Here is a 17550-nt window from a genome sequence, read left to right on the forward strand (position 1 = left end):
GATATGACCATCCTTGTTACCGGCGCTCGCGGCGCCGTGGCCACCGAGCTCATCGCCCTCCTGCGTCAGCGCGGCCTGCCCGTCCGCCCCGCCTCAAGCCGTCCGACCGACCCGTCGATCGCCACCTGCGACCTCACCGACCCGGCCACCTTCCCCGGTGTCCTCGCGGGCGTCAGCTCGATCTTCCTGTACGCCGAGCCCTCGCACGTCGACGCCTTCGTGAAGGAGGCCGTCACCGCCGGAGTGGAGCACATCGTGTTGCTCTCGTCGTCCGCCGTGCTCGCCCCGGACGCCGAAACCCACCCGCTGGCCAAGCCCCACCTCGACGTCGAGCGGGCCCTGACCGCCGCCCCCGTCCGGAGCACGCTGCTGCGTCCTGGCGCCTTCGCCGGTAACGCCCTGGCCTGGTCCTGGCCCGCCAAGAGCGGTGCCCCGGTGAGCCTGCCCTACCCGGGGTCCTACAACGATCCCGTCCATGAGGCCGACCTCGCCGAAGCGGCCGCCGCCGTCCTGGCCGACCCCGCCCTGAGCGGCAGGGCGTACACGCTGACCGGCCCCGAGTCGATCACCTGCGCCGAGCAGATCGACATCCTCGGCCGCGTGACCGGCCAGGACATCGCCATCCGGAACGTCACCCGCGAGGAGTGGAAGACGGAGATGGCCGACTACGTGTCCGGACCCGTCGCCGACGCGCTGCTGGACTGGCAGCGCGCGAACGACGGCGTTCCGACCGAGCTCACCACGGACCTCCAGCGGCTGATCGGACGGCCCGGCCGCACGTTCGCCACCTGGGCGCAGGAACACGCGGCCGCCTTCAAGCCCTGACGACAGCGCAGGCGTCAGCTCTGCGAACAGATTGAACAAGAGGGCGTCATTGCAGGGTGAGCGGGGTCTCCGATGAGATGCGGGTCAGCTTGTGCGGGTTGCGGACGTAGTAGAGGCCGGTGATGCGACCGTCCTCGACACCGATCGCGACGACGCCGTCGATCTCGCCGTCCACGCGGAGAATGAGTGCCGGGCTGCCGTTGACCACGGTGGGCTCACCGGTGAGCGCGACGCCGGCCTTGCCGGGGCCACCGACGATGAAGCGGGCCACCTTGCCGGCGCTGACGATGGGCCGCGGCGCGGCCTGCCTGACGCCGCCGCCGTCGCTCACCAGGACGACCTCGGGGGCGAGCACGTCCAGCAGGCCCTGCAGGTCGCCGGCTTCGAGCGCGCGCCGGAACGACTCCAGGACCGCCCGGGTCTGGTCCGGGGAGACCGCCTCGCGCGGGCGGCGGGCCTCGACGTGCTGGCGGGCGCGATAGGCGATCTGGCGGACGGCCGCGGGGCTCTTGCCGACGGCGGCCGCGATCTCCTCGTAGCCGACATCGAAGGCCTCGCGCAGCACGAAGACGGCGCGCTCGGTCGGCGACAGCGTCTCCAGGACGAGCATGAGCGCCATCGACACACTCTCGGCGAGCTCGACGTCCTCGGCCACGTCCGGCGCGGTGAGCAGCGGCTCGGGCAGCCAGGGGCCGACGTACGCCTCCTTGCGGCTCTTCATGCTGCGCAGGCGGTTGAGCGCCTGCCGGGTGGTGATCCGGATCAGGTAGGCGCGCCGGTCGTGCACCTGATCCAGGTCGGCCCTGACCCAGCGCAGCCAGGTTTCCTGAAGGACGTCCTCGGCGTCGGTCGCCGAGCCGAGCATCTCGTAGGCGACGGTGAAGAGAAGATTGCGGTAGGAGAGGAAGGTCTCGGTCGCCGGGTTGGTGGCGTGCTCGCTCATCTGCCGTCCTTCTCCTTCGTGGCCGGCCGCTGGGTGCCGACGGCCGGCGCGCCGTGCGCCCGCGCCGAAAGATTCTGCCAGTCGGCCCAGGTCCTGAGCCGGTCGGCGTAGGCCTGCTGGATCATCGGGTAGAAGCCCTGGCCGAAGAGCACCCGCAGGGGCGGGTTGTCGGAGTCCACGAGCTCGAGGAGTGCCTGGGCCGCGGCGGTCGGGTCGCCGGCGGGCTGCTTTCCAGCGATCGCGCCGAGACGTTGACGGAGACCGTCGTAGGCCGGGTCGGTCCGGGCCATGTAGCCGTTGGCAAGCGGGTCAGGGTTCTTGCCGGACCTGGTGGCGAAGCCGCCGGGCTCGATGATGGTCACCTTGACGCCGAAGTCGGCCACCTCGCCGGCGAGGGCTTCGTTCAAGCCTTCGAGGGCCCACTTGGAGGCGTGGTACGCGCCGCCGAGCGGCATGGCGATGACCCCGGCCGCCGAGGACAGCTGGATGATGTGCCCCGAGCGCTGCTCGCGCAGGTAGGGCAGCGCGGCCTGGACCACCCACACCGCCCCGAACAGGTTCGTCTCCATCTGGTCGCGCAGTTGCTGCTCGGTCAGCTCCTCGACGGCGCCGATCTGGGCGTAGCCGGCGTTGTTCACGATGACGTCCAGCCGGCCGAAGTGCTCCTTCGCCCGCTTCACGCTCTCGAAGACGGCGGCCTTGTCGGTCACGTCCATCTCGAGCGGGAGCACCGCGTCGCCGTGGGCGGCGACCAGCTCGTCGAGGCTTGCGCCGGTCCGCGCGGTCGCGGCCACCTTGTCGCCGCGCGACAGGGCGGCCTCGACGAAGTTGCGGCCGAGGCCGCGCGACGAACCGGTGACGAACCAGACCTTGCTCATGACTGTCTTTCCGTTCTTTCGCTGTCCGCTGTTCCACCCCTAAGACACGCGGTCCGCCAGAGACGTAACACCCGCCGGATGTGATCCGCGTCTCTCCTCACTTGCGGATGCGGAGAGGCGGGACCGTTGACGTTTGTTGGTATGGACAGCAAACTAACTCACGAGTTGGCGCAGCCGTTTGTAAGGAGCTTCCATGCCCTATCGCCCCCCATTGGTCACGCACGAGTACTTCGTCGCGGACCCGCCCGAGCTTCCGGTTCGCGGACGAGGCGAGGGTGGTCTGTCGGCGGTGACCGCCGCGGAGCTGGTCGCGGCCGACGGCGCCGAGGTGATGGTGAAAGCGGTCACCACGGCGGAGGAGACGCTGGTCGTCCAGGTGGGAGTGGCCGGTGAGGGAGTCATCCGGGTGCGGTTGTCGGAGGACGCGACCGCCCGGCCGCGCTCGGAAGGGGCCATCTCCCTGGTGACCCCCGGCACGTATCCAGGGGCACGTGCCGGGGTCGTGCCAGGCGAGCCGATCGTGATCGACGCGGGCTCGCTGCGGGCCGAGATCAGCTTGGCGCCGTGGCACCTGAAGTTCACGGATGCGACCGGTAGGACGCTGGTCGAGCAGGATCGGGGGCACACCGACATCAGCGGACGGCTGCGTACGCTGCCCTTCGGCCGCTCCAGCGTCAACGGCGCCCCCGTCGCCTACCACGAGAGCTTCGCCGCCGCGCCCGACGAGGCCTTCAGCGGGTTCGGGGAGTCGTTCACACGGTTGGACAAGCGCGGCCAGCGCCCGCTCATGTGGAACTTCGACGCGTTCGGCGCCGAGTCGCAGCGCGCGTACAAGAACATCCCCCTGTACGTCTCCAGCAAGGGCTACGGGGTCCTCGTCGACAGCGGGGCCCCGACGGAGTTCGACGTGTGCCAGTCCACGCACAGCGTCGTGCAGATCCTCGTTCCGGACGACGTGATGGACTACTACGTGATCGCCGGGCCGACGCCGCCGGAGGTCCTGGACCGTTACGACCTGCTGACCAGCCGCCCGTCGCTGCCGCCGAAATGGGCGTTCGGGACGTGGATCTCGTCGGGGTTCTGCGTGGACAGCCAGGAGCGGGTGCTGGCCAGGGCGCGGACGATCAGGGAGCGCGGCATCCCGTGCGACGTGCTGCACCTGGACACCTACTGGCAGAGCGACGGGCACTGGTCCGACCTGCAGTGGGACCCCGTGAACTTCCCCGACCCGGACGCGATGCTGGCCGAGCTCAGGGGGATGGGGTTCCGGGTCTGCCTGTGGATGAATCCGTATATATCCCACCTGAGCCCCGCCTTCGCGCAGGCATCTGATGCCGGATATTTCTTGAAGAATCGGGCGGGGGAGACGTACGTCGCCGACTGCTGGCACGGGTCGTTCCCGGCGTGCGGGATCGTGGACCTCACCAACCCGCAGGCCGTCGCCTGGTTCCAGGGCCTGCTGCGCGACCTCCTGCGCCAGGGTGTGGACACGTTCAAGACCGACTTCGCCGAGGGCGTGCCCGCCGACTCCGTGGCCTTCAACGGCATGAGCGGCACCGACCTGCACAACGTCTACACCCTGCTGTTCAACGACGCCGTCGCCGCCGTGACCCGCGAGGTGCACGGCCACGACCTGGTCTGGGCCCGCTCCTCGTACCTCGGCGGCCAGCGCCACAGCGCCCAGTGGGGCGGCGACACCTACACCAGCTACGCCGCCATGGGCAGCACGATCAGGGGCGGCCTCGCACACGGTCTGTCCGGCGTGCCGTTCTGGAGCCACGACGCCGGCGGCTTCACCGGCCGGCCCACCGACGACCTGTACGTGCGCTGGACCCAGTTCGGCGCGCTCTCCCCGCTGCTGCGCCTGCACGGCACGACCACCCGCGAGCCGTGGGAGTTCCCGGCCGTCGAGGAGCAGGCCGTCGGCGCGCTGAAGCTGCGTTACCGGCTGATGCCCTACATCTACACGGCGGCCGTCGAGGCGGCCCGCACCGGCGCGCCCATGATGCGGGCCCTGTGCGTGGACCACCCGGACGACCCGGTGGCCTGGCAGGCCGACCTGCAGTACCTGCTCGGCCGGGACCTGCTCGTCGCCCCCATGACCGCGCCCGAAGGCTCCCGCCAGGTGTACCTGCCGCGCGGCACGTGGGTCGACTACTGGACGGGCGAGGTGCTCGAAGGCTCCCGCTATGTCACGGTCGGCAAGCCGCTCGACCAGATCCCCCTCTTCGTCCGGCACGGCGCGCTCATCCCGGTGGTCACCGACCCAGGGGACACGGTGGACGTGCCGGCCGAGATCACCCTCGTCGCCTTCGGGGGCGGCGACGCGACTGCGGAAATTCACGACGCGGACGGCGTGACGGTCGCCGTCGCCACCAGGGACGGCGATGTGCTGCGCGTCGCCGTCACCGGCCCGAAGCGCGTCACCGGGATCGAGATAGCCCCGGTGGCCGGTGCTCCCGCGCGGGCCGAAATCTCGTAACACCCCCTGGAGGGATCATGGTGAAGTCAAGAGCCGCGGCGGCGCTCGCCGTCGCGGTCCTGGTTCTGTCGGCGTGCGGCTCGGGAGGCTCGGAGACCCCGTCCGCCCAGAGCAGCAGTCAGCCGCGCACTCTCAAACTCTGGCACTACGAGTCGGCCGACAGCGCCATGGGCAAGGCGTGGACCGAGGCGATCAAGAAGTTCGAGGCGTCCCATCCGAACGTGAAGATCAAGTTCGAGGCCAAGGGCTTCGAGCAGATCCAGAAGACGGCGAGCATGGTCCTCAACTCCGACGAGGCGCCCGACATCATGGAGTACAACAAGGGCAACGCCACCGCCGGTCTGCTGTCCAAGCAGGGGCTGCTCACCGACCTGAGCGAGGAGGCCGCCAAGCGCGGCTGGGACAAGCTGCTGCCCGGCGGCCTGCAGACCACCGCCAAGTACGACGACCGCGGCGTCATGGGCTCCGGCAAGTGGTACGGCGTGCCGAACTACGGCGAGTTCGTAATGGTCTATTACAACAAGGCCCTGTTCGACAAGCACAAGGTCCAGGTGCCGACGACGTTCGAGCAGTTCACGGCCGCGATGGACACGTTCGTCAAGGCAGGGGTGACCCCCATCGCCACGGCCGGCGCCGAGTACCCGGCCCAGCAGATCTTCTACCAGCTCGCGCTGACCAAGGCGCAGAAGCCGTGGCTGGACGCCTTCCAGTCCTACAAGGGCAAGGTCGACTTCCACGGTCCCGAGTTCACCTACGGCGCCGACACGTTCGCCGACTGGGTGAAGAAGGGCTACATCGCCAAGAACTCGTCGGGGATCAAGGCCGAGGACATGGGCGTGTCGTTCATCAACGGCAAGTTCCCCATGATGATCAGCGGTAGCTGGTGGTACGGCCGCTTCGCCTCGGAGATCAAGAAGTTCGAGTGGGGCCACTTCCTCTTCCCCGGCGCCACGATGGCCCCGGGCTCCAGCGGCAACATCTGGGTCGTGCCCGAGAAGTCGGAGAACAAGGACCTGGCCTACGACTTCATCGACATCACGATGAGCAAGGACATCCAGAACCTCCTGGGCAACTCCGGCGGCGTCCCCGTGGCCGCGGACCCGGCCGCGATCACCGACGCGAAGAGCAAGGAGCTCATCGAGACGTTCAACAAGCTCACCAGTCAGGACGGCCTGGCCTTCTACCCCGACTGGCCCGCGCCCGGCTACTACGACGTCCTCGTCGCCGGGGTCCAGAACCTCATCAACGGCAGCAAGGCCCCGGCCGCGGTGCTGGACGAGATCGCCAAGCCGTACGAGGACAACCTCGCCGACATCGGTAATTAGATGAGAGTTCGCACGAGGGGGTACTGGCTCTACCTGGCCCCCAGCCTGCTGCTGTTCCTGGTCGTCATCGTCGTGCCGTTCCTCATGAACGTGGGCGCGAGCTTCACCCGCTGGTCGGGGGTGGGCACGCCCAGATGGATCGGGTTCGACAACTACACCAGGCTGCTGAAGGACGAGCGGTTCTGGCAGTCGTTCCAGCACAACGTGGGCCTGATCGTGGCCATGGCCATCGTGCCGACCGCGATCGGCCTCGTGCTGGCGGCCGCCCTGTTCGACTACATCGGCAAGAAGTTCGGGCCGCGCACGGCCTCGGCGCTGCGGGCCATGTACTACCTGCCGCAGGTGCTGCCGGTGGCCGTGGCCGGCGTGGTGTGGGGCTGGATGCTGCACCCGTCGTACGGCGCGATCAACCAGATCTTCGGCCTCGACCTCGACTGGCTCGGAGATCCCGACCTGGCGCTGGCCACGGTCATGGCGGTCATGGTCTGGTTCCAGCTCGGCTACCCGGTGGTGATCTTCATGGCGGGCCTGCAGCGCGTGGACCCGGCCTACTACGAGGCGGCCGAGATCGACGGGGCCTCGTGGTGGCGCAGGTTCTGGCACATCACGATCCCGCAGATCCGGCCGGAGATCTTCGTGGTGCTGCTGACGTGCACGATCGCCGCGCTCAAGGTGTTCGGGCCGATCTTCGTGCTGACCCGCGGAGGGCCCGGCAACGCGACGATGGTGCCGTCGTACTTCTCGTACCTGAACTTCTTCCAGAAGAGCAACGTCGGGTACGGCTCCGCGATCGCCACGGTGCTGGCCCTGATCATCATCGTGGTGACGTTCCTGTTCCTGCGGGTCCAGGAGCGTGCGGAATGAGGGGCCCGGGACGCTGGGCGGTGCTGTTCGCGCTGGTCGTGCTGGCGGTCGTGATGGTGTTCCCGTTCGCGATCGTGGCGATCAACGCGGTCAAGTCGCCGGCCGAGTACAGCTCCGACGGGCCGCTGAGCCTGCCCGACGGGCTCTACCTCCAGGGGCTCGTCGACTTCTGGAACCGGGTGGAGTTCGGCACGAAACTCTGGAACAGCCTCCTGATCAGCGCGTCCGTGGCCGTGCTCGCCGTCGTGCTGTCGGTGCTCAACGCGTACGCGCTGGGCATCGGCAGGGTGAAGGGCCGGCTGTCGATCCTCGTGCTGTTCCTGGTGGCCAACACGCTGCCGCAGGAGGCGCTGGCCTACCCGCTGTACTACCTGGCCAAGGCGGTCGGGCTGTACGACACGCAACTGTCGGTGATCATCGTCATGACGGTGATCCAGGCGGCGTTCGGCACGTACCTGCTGAGCGCGGTCCTGGGCCAGTTCCCGAAGGAGATCCTGGAAGCGGCGGCGATCGACGGCGCGGGGCGGCTGCGGTCCCTGTGGCAGATCGTGGTGCCGATCAGCAGACCCACCCTCAACGTGCTGCTGATCTTCTTCTTCATCTGGACCTGGAACGAGTTCTTCCTGCCGCTGATCTTCCTGATCTCGAACGACACCCAGACGGTGCCCGTCGCGCTCGCCGTGCTGCAGGGCGAGAAGTACATGGACGCCACGATGTCCAGCGCCTCGGCGCTGCTCGGCCTCCTGCCGGCGGTCGCCTTCTTCCTGATCTTCCAGCGCACGCTGACCCGAGGTGTGACGGTCGGCGCCATCAAGTGATGGAGAACCATTGATGCGAAAGATCCCGTTACTAGCCACCCTCACGCTGGCGGCCTCGCTGCTGGCCGTACCTCCCGCGCAGGCCGACGGCCTCCCGTTCCAGAACCCGGCCCTGCCGGTGGAGCAGCGGGTCGACGACCTGCTCGGCCGGCTCACGCTTCAGGAGAAGCTGGGCCTGCTGCACCAGTCGCAGGCGGCCATCCCGCGGCTGGGCATCGCGTATCACAAGAACGGCACCGAGGCGCTGCACGGCGTCGGCTGGTCCAACCACCTCAACGACGGCTGGAGCCAGAAGTTCGCCAGTGGCACCGTGTTCCCGCAGGCCGTCGGGCTGGCCAGCACGTGGGACCCCGAGCTGATCAAGCGGGTCGGGTCGGCGGTCGGCGACGAGGTCCGCGGCTACAACGACGCGGACCCGGTCCTGTGGGGCCTGCAGGTGTGGGCTCCCGTCGTGGACCTGCTGCGGGACCCGCGGGCGGGCCGCAACGAGGAGGGCTACTCGGAGGACCCGCTGCTGACCGGGGCCATCTCCACCGCCTACGGCAAGGGCCTGCAGGGTGACGACCCCGTCTACCTGAAGACCGCGCCCGTGCTGAAACACTTCCTGGCCTACAACAACGAGACCAACCGCGGCACCAGCTCCTCCAACCTGACGCCGAAGCTCAAGCACGAGTACTACGAGCAGGCGTTCAAGGCGGCCATCTCGGCCAACGCCGCGACCGGGGTCATGGCGTCGTACAACCTGGTCAACGGGCGGCCCAACCACGTCAACCCCGACCTCGCCACCACGGTCAGGTCGTGGACGGACAAGACGCTCTACAACGTCAGCGACGCCTGGGGGCCGTACGCGCTCACGGAGACGGAGAAGTACTACGACAACAAGCCCGAGGCGTTCGCCGCGGTGCTCAAGGCGGGGCTCGACAGCTACACCATCGACGACAGCAACGCCGGGCCGCTGGCCGAGCACCTGACGGCCGCGCTCAACCAGGGGCTCATCACCCAGGCCGACGTGGACCGGGCCGTGCGCAACGTGCTGACCATCCGGACGCGGCTGGGGCACTTCGACCCGGACGGCGGGCCGTACAAGAAGATCACCAAGGACGTGATCAACAGCCCGGCCAACCAGAAGCTCAACCGGGAGGCCGCCGGCAGGGCCGCGGTGCTGCTGCGGAACTCCGGCGCTCTGCCGTTCAAGGCGCCGAAGTCGGCGGCCGTGGTCGGCCCGCTGGCCGGGACGCTCTACCGCGACTGGTACGGGGGCAAGGCGCCGTACCAGGTCACGCCGGTGGACGGGATCAAGGAGCGCGTCGGGGACGTCAGCACCGGCGCGGGCCTGGAGCGGATCGCGCTCAAGCACCTCGCCTCCGGCAAGTACCTCACCGCCACCGGCACCGGGGCCGACGACAACGCCGCCCTGATCGACACGGCGCCGACCGCGGCCTCCCAGTGGGACCTGACCGACTGGACCGGCGGCGTGTCCACGCTGCGCAACGCCGGCAACGGCAAGCTGCTCGGCGGCGACTGGCGCTCGCTCGACACCGACGACGCCGACCCCGACGGCTGGTATGTCCAGCAGCAGTTCGCCCTCGAAACGCAGGCGGACGGCAGCTACCTGATCAGGTACGCCGGCTACGAGACCGCCGAGGGCTGGTACGGCCTGCCCGACCCGTACGTGACCGTCGCCGCCGACGGCACGCTCGGCCTGGCGCCCAAGGCGCAGGCCGCCAAGTTCGGCAAGGAGGTCGTCTCGGACGGCGTCGCCGCGGCCGCAGCGCAGGCCGCCAAGGCCGAGGTCGCGGTCGTGGTGGTGGGCAGCCACCCGTTCGTGGCCGGGCGCGAGGTCCACGACCGCGCCAACCTGCAGCTCGGCGCCGGGCAGCGGCGGCTGATCGAGGCCGTGCGCAAGGCGAACCCGCGCACCGTCGTCGTCCTGGAGACCAGCTACCCGGTCGTCGTGGACGCCCCGAACCTGCTGTGGACCACCCACGCGGGCGCGGAGACCGGCCACGCCGTCGCCGACGTGCTCTTCGGCGCCGTCAACCCGGCCGGCCGACTCACCCAGACCTGGCCCGCCGGCGACAGCCTGCCGGACATCTACAACTACGACCTGGCCAAGACCGGGATGACGTACCTGTACGGAAAGGGCAAGCCGCTCTACGCGTTCGGGCACGGCCTGAGCTACACCACGTTCGGCTACCAGGGCCTGACCGTCCAGGGCGACAAGGTGAGCGTCAAGGTCACCAACACCGGCAAGGTCAAGGGCGACGAGGTGGTTCAGCTCTACACCCACCAGCGCGAATCCCGCTTCAAGCAGCCGGTCAAGCAGCTGCGCGCCTTCCAGCGGGTCACGCTGAACCCGGGCGAGACCCGTACGGTGACCTTCACCCTGAAGAAGTCCGACCTGGCGGTCTGGGACTACACCCGGGGCAAGTGGGCCGTGGAGAGCGCCACCCACGACGTCCTCGTCGGCTCGGCGTCCGACCGGATCCGCCAGTCCACCGCGCTGCGGGTCTCCGGCGAGACCGTCCCCGTGCGTGACCTGGCGAAGACCACGCGGGCGATGGACTTCGACGACTACGCGGGCGTGGCGTTCGCGGACGAGACCAAGGCCGGCGGCGAGGCCGTGGAGGGGTCGGCGGGGGACTGGATCTCCTTCACCGGCGCCTCCTTCGGCTCCAAGTTCACGGCCGGCGTGTCCTCGGTGAGCGGCGGCTCGCTGGAGCTGCGCTCCGGCTCGCCGACCGGCGCCCTGCTGGGCACCGTCCAGGTGCCCGCCACGGGCGGCGTCTATCAGTGGGGTACGGCGACCGCCACGGTCAAGGCGGGCAGCGGGAGCCTGTACCTCGTGTTCAAGGGTGACCTGCGGATCAAGGACTTCGCGCTCGCCCGATGACGTTTCGTGGCGGCCATGAGCATGGTCATGGCCGCCGCGGAACACCTCTTGCCTTGTTTGGATAGTTGTGCTATCTATTGCCTAGATAATTCGACTATCCAATGGAGGCTCCGGTGATCGTGATCGTTCTGCTGGTCGCCACGCTGGCGTTCCGGCTGCTGGGCGCGCTGGGTGTGGCCAGGTTCGCCACCTGGAGGGTCAGTGCCGCCCACGGGCTGGCGGTCATGCTGGTGATGACGGCCAGCGCGCATTTCGTCCCGGAGGGCGTGACGTTCATGCCCAACCGGGCCGACATGGTGGCCATGGTGCCGCCGTTCGTGCCGTTCCCGGTCCTCGTGGTCTATCTGACCGGCGTGCTGGAGCTGGCCGGCGCGGTCGGGCTCGTGCTCGAAAGGACCCGCAGGGCCGCCGGGATCTGCCTGGCGCTGCTCTTCGTGGGCCTGCTGCCGGCCAACGTGTTCGCCGCCCTCGCCGGCCAGGACGTGACCCCGCTCTGGGAGCGGATCCCCGAGCAGGTCCTCTACATCGCGATCGCGCTCTGGGCCGCCGCACGCGGCCGCGAGCTCAGCCGCGTGTGATCATCGGACGGTCCACCCTCCGTCGACCACCAGCGTGTGCCCCGTGACCAGGGAGGCGGCGGGCGAGACCAGGAACAGCACCGCGCCGGCCACGTCCATGGGCTCGCCGATGCGGTGTAGCGCCGCGATCCGCTCGACCACGTCCGCCTCGAACGCCGGGTCGGACAGGGCCTGCTCGGTCCCCGGGGTGTGGATGAAGGTCGGGGCCACGTTGTTGACGGTGATGCCGTGCGGGCCCCACTCGACCGCCAGGCAGCGGGTCAGGTGGGCGATGGCCGCCTTCGTCATGCAATAGACGGACTCGCCGGGCAGGGCGACCTCGCCGGCCTGGGATCCGACGTTCACGATCCTGCCGTACCCCTGCCGGATCATGGCCCGGCCCACGGCCTGGCCGGCCAGGAAGGTGCCCTTCAGGTTGACCGCGAGCGTCCGGTCGAAGTCCTCCTCCGTGACGTCCTCGGCGGGGTTGCCCGGGGCGATGCCGGCGTTGTTGACCAGGATGTCGATCCGCCCGAACCGGTCGAGCGTCTCCTCCACCGCCCGGGAGATCTGGCCGGGGACTGTCATGTCCATCTGGAGGGGGAGCGCGGCGCGCCCCAGCCCGGTGATCTCGCCGGCCAGGCCGCCGTCCTCGCCGATGTCCCGCAGGCCGATGGCGACGTCGGCCCCGGCGTTGGCCAGCGCCAGCGAGATGGCCCGCCCGAGGCCCCTGGCCGCCCCTGTGACCAGGGCGACCTTTCCGTCGACCCGGAATTTGGGAAACTCCATGCTGCCGTCCTTAATTCGTTGTGTGTCCAAACTATTGACCGTCAGCGCGCCCGTGTGTGAGCCTTCTTGAGTAGCTCATGCGCGAAGGCGCGGTGACGGTCAGGGTCCCTGCACTCTGCTCGTGCATGGCGGTCATCTGAAGCCTTTGGGGCGCCTGCTGGCGTGCCTGGAAAGGGAGAGCCGCGCATGCGAAGAAGATTATTGGTCATGTTCACGGTCGCCGCCGTGCTGCTCGTGGCGGCTATCGTGCGGATGTCGCCGGTCTCGGCCGTCGCCTCGGATCCGTACGCGTACAAGAATGTCAGGATCGACGGCGGCGGCTTCGTACCCGGCATCATCTTCAACCCCACGGAGAAGAACCTCATCTACGCCCGCACCGACATCGGCGGGGCGTACCGGTGGAGCCAGTCCACCAAGTCCTGGACCCCGTTGCTGGACTGGGCCGGCTGGGACAAGTGGGGCTACAACGGCGTGATCAGCCTCGCCACCGACCCCGTGCAGACCAACCGGGTGTACGCCGCCGTCGGCATGTACACCAACAGCTGGGACCCCAACAACGGCGCGATCCTGCGTTCGACGGACAAGGGCGACAACTGGCAGGTCACCCCGCTGCCCTTCAAACTGGGCGGGAACATGCCCGGCCGCGGCATGGGCGAGGCGCTGTCGGTGGACCCGAACAACAACAGCGTCCTCTACTTCGGCACCCCCAACGGCAACGGGCTCTGGCGCAGCACCGACTACGGCGCCACCTGGGCGAAGGTGGCCAGCTTCCCGAACCCGGGCAACTACGCCCAGGACCCGAACGACTCCAACGGCTACCTCAGCCACAAGCCGGGCGTGGTCTGGGTGACCTACGACCCGCGCTCGTCCACCAAGGGCACCGCCACCAAGACCATCTACGTGGGCGTCGCCGACAAGGAGAACACCGTCTACCGCACCACCGACGCGGGCGTCACCTGGTCGCGCGTGGCCGGCCAGCCGACCGGCTACCTCGCCCACAAGGGCGTGCTGGACACCACCAACGGCTACCTCTACATCACGACGAGCGACACCGGCGGCCCGTACGACGGCGCCAAGGGCGACGTGTGGCGCTACGCCACCGCGACCGGCACCTGGACCCAGATCAGCCCCATCCCCTCGTCCAGTTCCGACGACTACTTCGGCTACAGCGGCCTGACCATCGACCGGCAGAAGCCGGGCACGATCATGGTGGCCACGCAGATCTCCTGGTGGCCGGACGTGATCTTCTTCCGCTCCACGGACTCCGGCGCGACCTGGACCCGCGTGTGGGACTGGACTTCGTACCCGAACCGCAGCTTCCGCTACAAGCAGGACATCTCGGAGAACCCGTGGCTGACCTTCGGCGCCAACCCGCAGCCCCCTGAGGTCGCGCCCAAGCTCGGCTGGATGACGGAGTCCCTGGAGATCGACCCGCTCGACTCCAACAGGATGATGTACGGCACCGGCGCCACGATCTACGGCACCGAGGACCTGGCCAAGTGGGACTCGAACACCCAGTTCACCATCAAACCCATGGCCAAGGGCCTGGAGGAGACGGCCGTCCTGGACCTGATCAGCCCGCCGAGCGGCGCGTCCCTGGTCAGCGCCCTGGGCGACATCGGCGGCTTCCGCCACACGAACCTGGACGCCGTGCCGTCGATGATGTTCACGGCCCCGGTCTTCACCACGACCACCAGCCTGGACTACGCCGAGAAGTCCCCGTCGATCCTGGTCCGGGCGGGCAGCTTCAAGGACTCCGACCGCCCGAACGACAGCCACGTGGCCTTCTCCACGGACGGCGGCGCCAACTGGTTCCAGGGCACGGAGCCGGGCGGCATCGACGAGGGCGGCACGGTCGCGGCCGCCGCCGACGGCTCCCGCTTCGTCTGGGCGCCCAAGGGTGTCACGCCGGTCTACTCGGTGGGGTACGGCAACTCCTGGCAGCAGGCGTCCGGCCTGCCCACGGGGGCGATCGTGGAGTCGGACCGCGTCAACGCGATGAAGTTCTACGGCTTCAACGGCGGGCGCCTCTACGTCAGCACCAACGGCGGCGCGACCTTCACCGCCACCGCCGCCTCGGGCCTGCCCACCAGCGGCAAGATCAAGGCGGTGCCGGGCAAGGAGGGCGACCTGTGGCTGGCCGGCGACGGCGGCCTGTGGCACTCCACCGACAGCGGCGCGTCCTTCACGAAGCTGTCGGGCATCACCAATTCGGTGAACGTCGGCTTCGGCAAGGCGGCGCCCGGCGGCACGTACATGGCGATCTTCGCGGTGGCCACGATCGGCGGCGTCACGGGCCTGTACCGCTCGGACGACGCCGGGGCGAACTGGGCGCGCATCAACGACGACAAGCACCAGTGGGGCAACATGGGCGAGGCCCTGACGGGCGACCCCAGGGTGTACGGGCGCGTCTACGTCGGCACCAACGGCCGCGGCATCCTGTACGGCGACCGCACGGGCCCGCCGGTAACCGTCACGCCCACCGTGACCCCGACGGTCACCCCCACCGTCACGCCAACCGTGACCCCGACCGTCACCCCCACCACGGGGTCGGGCTGCGCGGCGACGTACAAGGGAGTGAACGAGTGGTCGGGCGGCTTCCAGGCGGAGGTCACCGTCAAGAACACGGGCGCGGCGCAGATCACGGGCTGGAAGGTGACCTGGACCTGGCCGGGTGACCAGAAGATCAGCCAGCTCTGGAGCGGCACCCCGACCCAGACGGGCGCCAACGTGAGCGTCGTCAACGCCGGCTACAACGGCACCCTGGCCCCGAACGGGACGACGTCGTTCGGCTTCACCGGCACCTTCACCGGCACCAACACCCCACCCGCCACCCTCACCTGCGCCCCGGCGTAAGCAAGGCCTTCCACGAGGGGGCGCTGCGCGCCTTGGGATTCCGGCCGGCGCCCCCTTTCGATCCCCCTCAACCCCCCGCTCGCTCCCGGTCCCGGGCCGGCACGCTCGCGCCGCCGCGCTGGTTCCGTCGCCTGCGTATCCGCTGGGAGATCCGCGACGACAGCCACCAGGCCCTCGTGTCCCTCGGCCGCGCCGGTGCCGGGTCATCGAGCGGCGAGGACATGCGCCCACGGCTCGTCGATGTCGGCCAGACCCAGCACGGCGACCACGTTGTCGAGCATTCCGGCGCCGAACCAGTGCCGCACGGCGTCGTCGTCGCCCAGCAGTTGCCGAGCGGTGTCAACCTGCTTGGCGTAGCACCGCCGCACGGCCTGCCCTACCAGCGGCTCGCCGGCGGCACAGTTCGCGTGCATGAGGAAACGCAGGATGGTCCGGTCCGCGACGAGCGCGGCGTAGGCGCCGCGCGCCGCATCCAACGCCGCCTCGGGCGCCGGCCCGGCCCCACCCGGCGCCGACGAGTGCGCGACCAGCGTTTCGTTCATCACGACGGACACGTGGTCGACCGCCGCCGCGAACAGCGCTTCCTTGTTCGGGTACAGGCGATAGAGATACGGCTGAGAGATGCCGACCCGGTCGGCTATCTCGTGCGTCGTCGTACCGTAGAAGCCCTTCTGGGCGAAGCAATCGATCGCGGCGGCCATGATGGCCAGACGTCGTTCGTCGCTCTTGGTGCTGGTGCCGGCGGCGGGCATGGGCATCAGTTAAACATGGCTCTTCTCAGCCTCCAAAAGTCACGCTGAGGTCAGGGTCGGACGGCACGTCGTGGGGTGTGAGTGCCTCGATCGCCACCAGCGGGTTCCAGTAGTCCAGGTAGTGGGTGATGAGCGCGTCGTCATCGGTCCGGACGACGGAGATGCACGTCTGCTCGTACGGCTTGCCCGTCGGCCGTGCCGTGCCCGTCGAGCGGAACTCGGCGATCACGAGACTCGGATCGACCGTCTCGTGGAACACCAGGTCGACGAACTCGACGTCGAAGGTCTCGGGAAAGCCGCTCATGTGCGCGAACAGTGCGTCCCGCCCCGTTACCCGTCGGGGCACGCCGACCGGCGCGAACGGGAACTCGAGCACCGCGTCCGGGGCGAACAGCATCACCCATTCGTCCGTGCGTCCTGCGGCGGTAAGGCGCAGGTGCTCGGCCACGGTGTGCTGGGCAGCGGCGCGGCGGCCGGCGTCGTCTTTCTCGGCTGTCATATCGACTCCTAGGTTAGTGATTGACCTATAACCTACCAGGACGCAGCAGCCGTGTCGGAGCCCTGCTCCCGCCCGGCCGGCCTCCTGCCGAGCTGACCGGCCCCCGTCACGAAGTCCGATCGGCCTCGATCCAGGTTCTAGGGGCGGGCCCGGTCCAGGTCGAACGCCACGCCGGCCAGGCGGATCGTGCGCACCTTCGGGTCCTTGATCAGCTCCCGCAGCTCGCGGACCGAGCTGAGCTGGTCCACATAGCCGTAGGCGAGCCCGGCCGAGGCCGCCTTGCGCAGCCGGTCCAGGGACAGGTCGAAGGAGCGCAGGTTGGCGTTGTCGTGGTCACGCAGCAGGCCGGCCCATTTGCGGAACTGCGGCAGGCCGCCGCCGCACGCGTCATCGGTCATGTCGCCGCCCTTGCCGGGCTCCATCCCGTCGGCCCAGTAGTCGAAGCCCCAGGTGATCGGGAGGGAGCCGGGTCTGCGCTCGTACGCGACCCGTTCGGCGCAGGTGCGGTACTGCTTCACGAACGCCTTCAGCTCGGCCTCGCCGAGCGGCTGCTCGAACTCCACCACCGCCAGCGCGCTGAGGTCGGCGGGCAACCGGGCGAGCACCGCGCGCACCTCGTCCTTGGTCGTCAGCGTGGTGCCGAGGTTGAACAGGGACTGGGAAAGCCTGGTGTTGGCGGTGTGGCCCAGCGGCAGGCGGCCCACGCGGCCGAAGAAGTCCTGGCTGAGCGTGTACGACTCGCTCCCGACCGGCCAGGCTCCGACCGGCCCCATGGGGCGCGCGGCCACCTCGAACGACATCGAGACGGGCGTGGTCTGGCAGCAGGAGCCGATCGTCACCGCATAGGCCGGGTTGTAGATCTGGAAGGCGGTGCCGAGTACGGCCTGCATGCGGCGTTCCCGGTCGCCGCGGGTCTGCACCAAGGATGAGCCCTCGGTCGCGGCCACCGCGAGCAGCGCCAGCACGGCCAGGACGATGGCGACCGTCCGGAACAGTCCCCGCCGGACCGCGCGCCGGGTGCGCTTGGGGTCGAAGTCCGGCAGGTCTGGCATCTCAGGCATCTCGGGCA

14 protein-coding genes are annotated in these 17550 nt (G+C 69.2%); 8 read left to right on the plus strand and 6 right to left on the minus strand.

What is annotated here, in order from left to right:
- The first annotated feature begins 3 nt into the window (after nt 1-3).
- On the plus strand, nt 4-825 hold the full coding sequence (locus ABZX61_RS01260) for an NmrA family NAD(P)-binding protein (protein ID WP_355190520.1): 822 nt from the start codon (nt 4-6) through the stop codon (nt 823-825).
- 46 nt (nt 826-871) lie between these two features.
- On the opposite strand, the gene ABZX61_RS01265 is transcribed toward ABZX61_RS01260, so the two are convergent.
- Nucleotides 872-1768 (minus strand): RNA polymerase sigma-70 factor, encoded by an 897-nt coding sequence (locus ABZX61_RS01265; RefSeq protein ID WP_355190522.1) that lies wholly within the window; start codon nt 1766-1768, stop codon nt 872-874.
- Nucleotides 1765-2646: an SDR family NAD(P)-dependent oxidoreductase gene (locus ABZX61_RS01270; protein ID WP_355190524.1), complete on the minus strand. Its 882-nt coding sequence runs from the start codon at nt 2644-2646 to the stop codon at nt 1765-1767. Before ABZX61_RS01270 ends, ABZX61_RS01265 begins: the two co-directional genes overlap by 4 nt.
- Before the next feature lie 193 nt (nt 2647-2839).
- Between ABZX61_RS01270 and ABZX61_RS01275 the strand changes: the two genes are divergently transcribed.
- The 6 genes from ABZX61_RS01275 to ABZX61_RS01300 all read left to right on the plus strand — a co-directional run bounded on the left by ABZX61_RS01275 (nt 2840) and on the right by ABZX61_RS01300 (nt 11606).
- On the plus strand, nt 2840-5128 hold the full coding sequence (locus tag ABZX61_RS01275) for a TIM-barrel domain-containing protein (protein ID WP_355190526.1): 2289 nt from the start codon (nt 2840-2842) through the stop codon (nt 5126-5128).
- Between the two features lie 17 nt (nt 5129-5145).
- The gene (locus ABZX61_RS01280; protein WP_355190528.1) at nt 5146-6453 is read left to right on the plus strand and encodes an extracellular solute-binding protein; all 1308 of its coding nucleotides are present in this window, start codon (nt 5146-5148) and stop codon (nt 6451-6453) included.
- Nucleotides 6454-7317 (plus strand): sugar ABC transporter permease, encoded by an 864-nt coding sequence (locus ABZX61_RS01285; protein ID WP_350731352.1) that lies wholly within the window; start codon nt 6454-6456, stop codon nt 7315-7317.
- Nucleotides 7314-8135: a carbohydrate ABC transporter permease gene (locus ABZX61_RS01290; protein ID WP_355190530.1), complete on the plus strand. Its 822-nt coding sequence runs from the start codon at nt 7314-7316 to the stop codon at nt 8133-8135. The genes ABZX61_RS01285 and ABZX61_RS01290 overlap by 4 nt, the downstream gene beginning before the upstream one ends.
- 13 nt (nt 8136-8148) lie before the next feature.
- Nucleotides 8149-11028 carry a glycoside hydrolase family 3 C-terminal domain-containing protein gene (locus ABZX61_RS01295; RefSeq protein ID WP_355190532.1) on the plus strand — a complete coding sequence of 960 codons (2880 nt, stop codon included), beginning with the start codon at nt 8149-8151 and terminating at the stop codon, nt 11026-11028.
- A gap of 113 nt (nt 11029-11141) precedes the next feature.
- On the plus strand, nt 11142-11606 hold the full coding sequence (locus ABZX61_RS01300) for a hypothetical protein (protein WP_355190533.1): 465 nt from the start codon (nt 11142-11144) through the stop codon (nt 11604-11606).
- Here ABZX61_RS01300 and ABZX61_RS01305 read toward each other — a convergent pair whose 3' ends face one another.
- Nucleotides 11607-12374 carry a 3-oxoacyl-ACP reductase family protein gene (locus ABZX61_RS01305; protein WP_355190535.1) on the minus strand — a complete coding sequence of 256 codons (768 nt, stop codon included), beginning with the start codon at nt 12372-12374 and terminating at the stop codon, nt 11607-11609. It abuts the gene before it with no gap.
- A gap of 186 nt (nt 12375-12560) precedes the next feature.
- Between ABZX61_RS01305 and ABZX61_RS01310 the strand changes: the two genes are divergently transcribed.
- Nucleotides 12561-15230 carry a cellulose binding domain-containing protein gene (locus tag ABZX61_RS01310; protein ID WP_355190537.1) on the plus strand — a complete coding sequence of 890 codons (2670 nt, stop codon included), beginning with the start codon at nt 12561-12563 and terminating at the stop codon, nt 15228-15230.
- A 203-nt stretch (nt 15231-15433) separates the two neighbouring features.
- Here ABZX61_RS01310 and ABZX61_RS01315 read toward each other — a convergent pair whose 3' ends face one another.
- The 3 genes from ABZX61_RS01315 to ABZX61_RS01325 all read right to left on the minus strand — a co-directional run bounded on the left by ABZX61_RS01315 (nt 15434) and on the right by ABZX61_RS01325 (nt 17542).
- Nucleotides 15434-15988: a TetR/AcrR family transcriptional regulator gene (locus tag ABZX61_RS01315; RefSeq protein ID WP_355190539.1), complete on the minus strand. Its 555-nt coding sequence runs from the start codon at nt 15986-15988 to the stop codon at nt 15434-15436.
- Nucleotides 15989-16007: 19 nt separating this feature from the next.
- The gene (locus tag ABZX61_RS01320; RefSeq protein WP_355190541.1) at nt 16008-16481 is read right to left on the minus strand and encodes a nuclear transport factor 2 family protein; all 474 of its coding nucleotides are present in this window, start codon (nt 16479-16481) and stop codon (nt 16008-16010) included.
- A 137-nt stretch (nt 16482-16618) separates the two neighbouring features.
- The gene (locus ABZX61_RS01325) at nt 16619-17542 is read right to left on the minus strand and encodes a hypothetical protein (protein ID WP_355190543.1); all 924 of its coding nucleotides are present in this window, start codon (nt 17540-17542) and stop codon (nt 16619-16621) included.
- Nucleotides 17543-17550: the final 8 nt, after the last annotated feature.

This window comes from Nonomuraea sp. NPDC003709 (assembly GCF_040610775.1).
Classification (GTDB): Bacteria; Actinomycetota; Actinomycetes; order Streptosporangiales; family Streptosporangiaceae; genus Nonomuraea; species Nonomuraea angiospora_A.

Bases quoted from the DNA above. Each gene is read 5' to 3' on its own strand.
- ABZX61_RS01260 (WP_355190520.1), top strand. From the start codon at position 4: ATGACCATCCTTGTTACCGGCGCTCGCGGCGCCGTGGCCACCGAGCTC.
- ABZX61_RS01265 (WP_355190522.1), bottom strand. From the start codon at position 1,768: ATGAGCGAGCACGCCACCAACCCGGCGACCGAGACCTTCCTCTCCTAC.
- ABZX61_RS01270 (WP_355190524.1), bottom strand. From the start codon at position 2,646: ATGAGCAAGGTCTGGTTCGTCACCGGTTCGTCGCGCGGCCTCGGCCGC.
- ABZX61_RS01275 (WP_355190526.1), top strand. From the start codon at position 2,840: ATGCCCTATCGCCCCCCATTGGTCACGCACGAGTACTTCGTCGCGGAC.
- ABZX61_RS01280 (WP_355190528.1), top strand. From the start codon at position 5,146: ATGGTGAAGTCAAGAGCCGCGGCGGCGCTCGCCGTCGCGGTCCTGGTT.
- ABZX61_RS01285 (WP_350731352.1), top strand. From the start codon at position 6,454: ATGAGAGTTCGCACGAGGGGGTACTGGCTCTACCTGGCCCCCAGCCTG.
- ABZX61_RS01290 (WP_355190530.1), top strand. From the start codon at position 7,314: ATGAGGGGCCCGGGACGCTGGGCGGTGCTGTTCGCGCTGGTCGTGCTG.
- ABZX61_RS01295 (WP_355190532.1), top strand. From the start codon at position 8,149: ATGCGAAAGATCCCGTTACTAGCCACCCTCACGCTGGCGGCCTCGCTG.
- ABZX61_RS01305 (WP_355190535.1), bottom strand. From the start codon at position 12,374: ATGGAGTTTCCCAAATTCCGGGTCGACGGAAAGGTCGCCCTGGTCACA.
- ABZX61_RS01310 (WP_355190537.1), top strand. From the start codon at position 12,561: ATGCGAAGAAGATTATTGGTCATGTTCACGGTCGCCGCCGTGCTGCTC.
- ABZX61_RS01315 (WP_355190539.1), bottom strand. From the start codon at position 15,988: ATGCCCATGCCCGCCGCCGGCACCAGCACCAAGAGCGACGAACGACGT.
- ABZX61_RS01320 (WP_355190541.1), bottom strand. From the start codon at position 16,481: ATGACAGCCGAGAAAGACGACGCCGGCCGCCGCGCCGCTGCCCAGCAC.
- ABZX61_RS01325 (WP_355190543.1), bottom strand. From the start codon at position 17,542: ATGCCTGAGATGCCAGACCTGCCGGACTTCGACCCCAAGCGCACCCGG.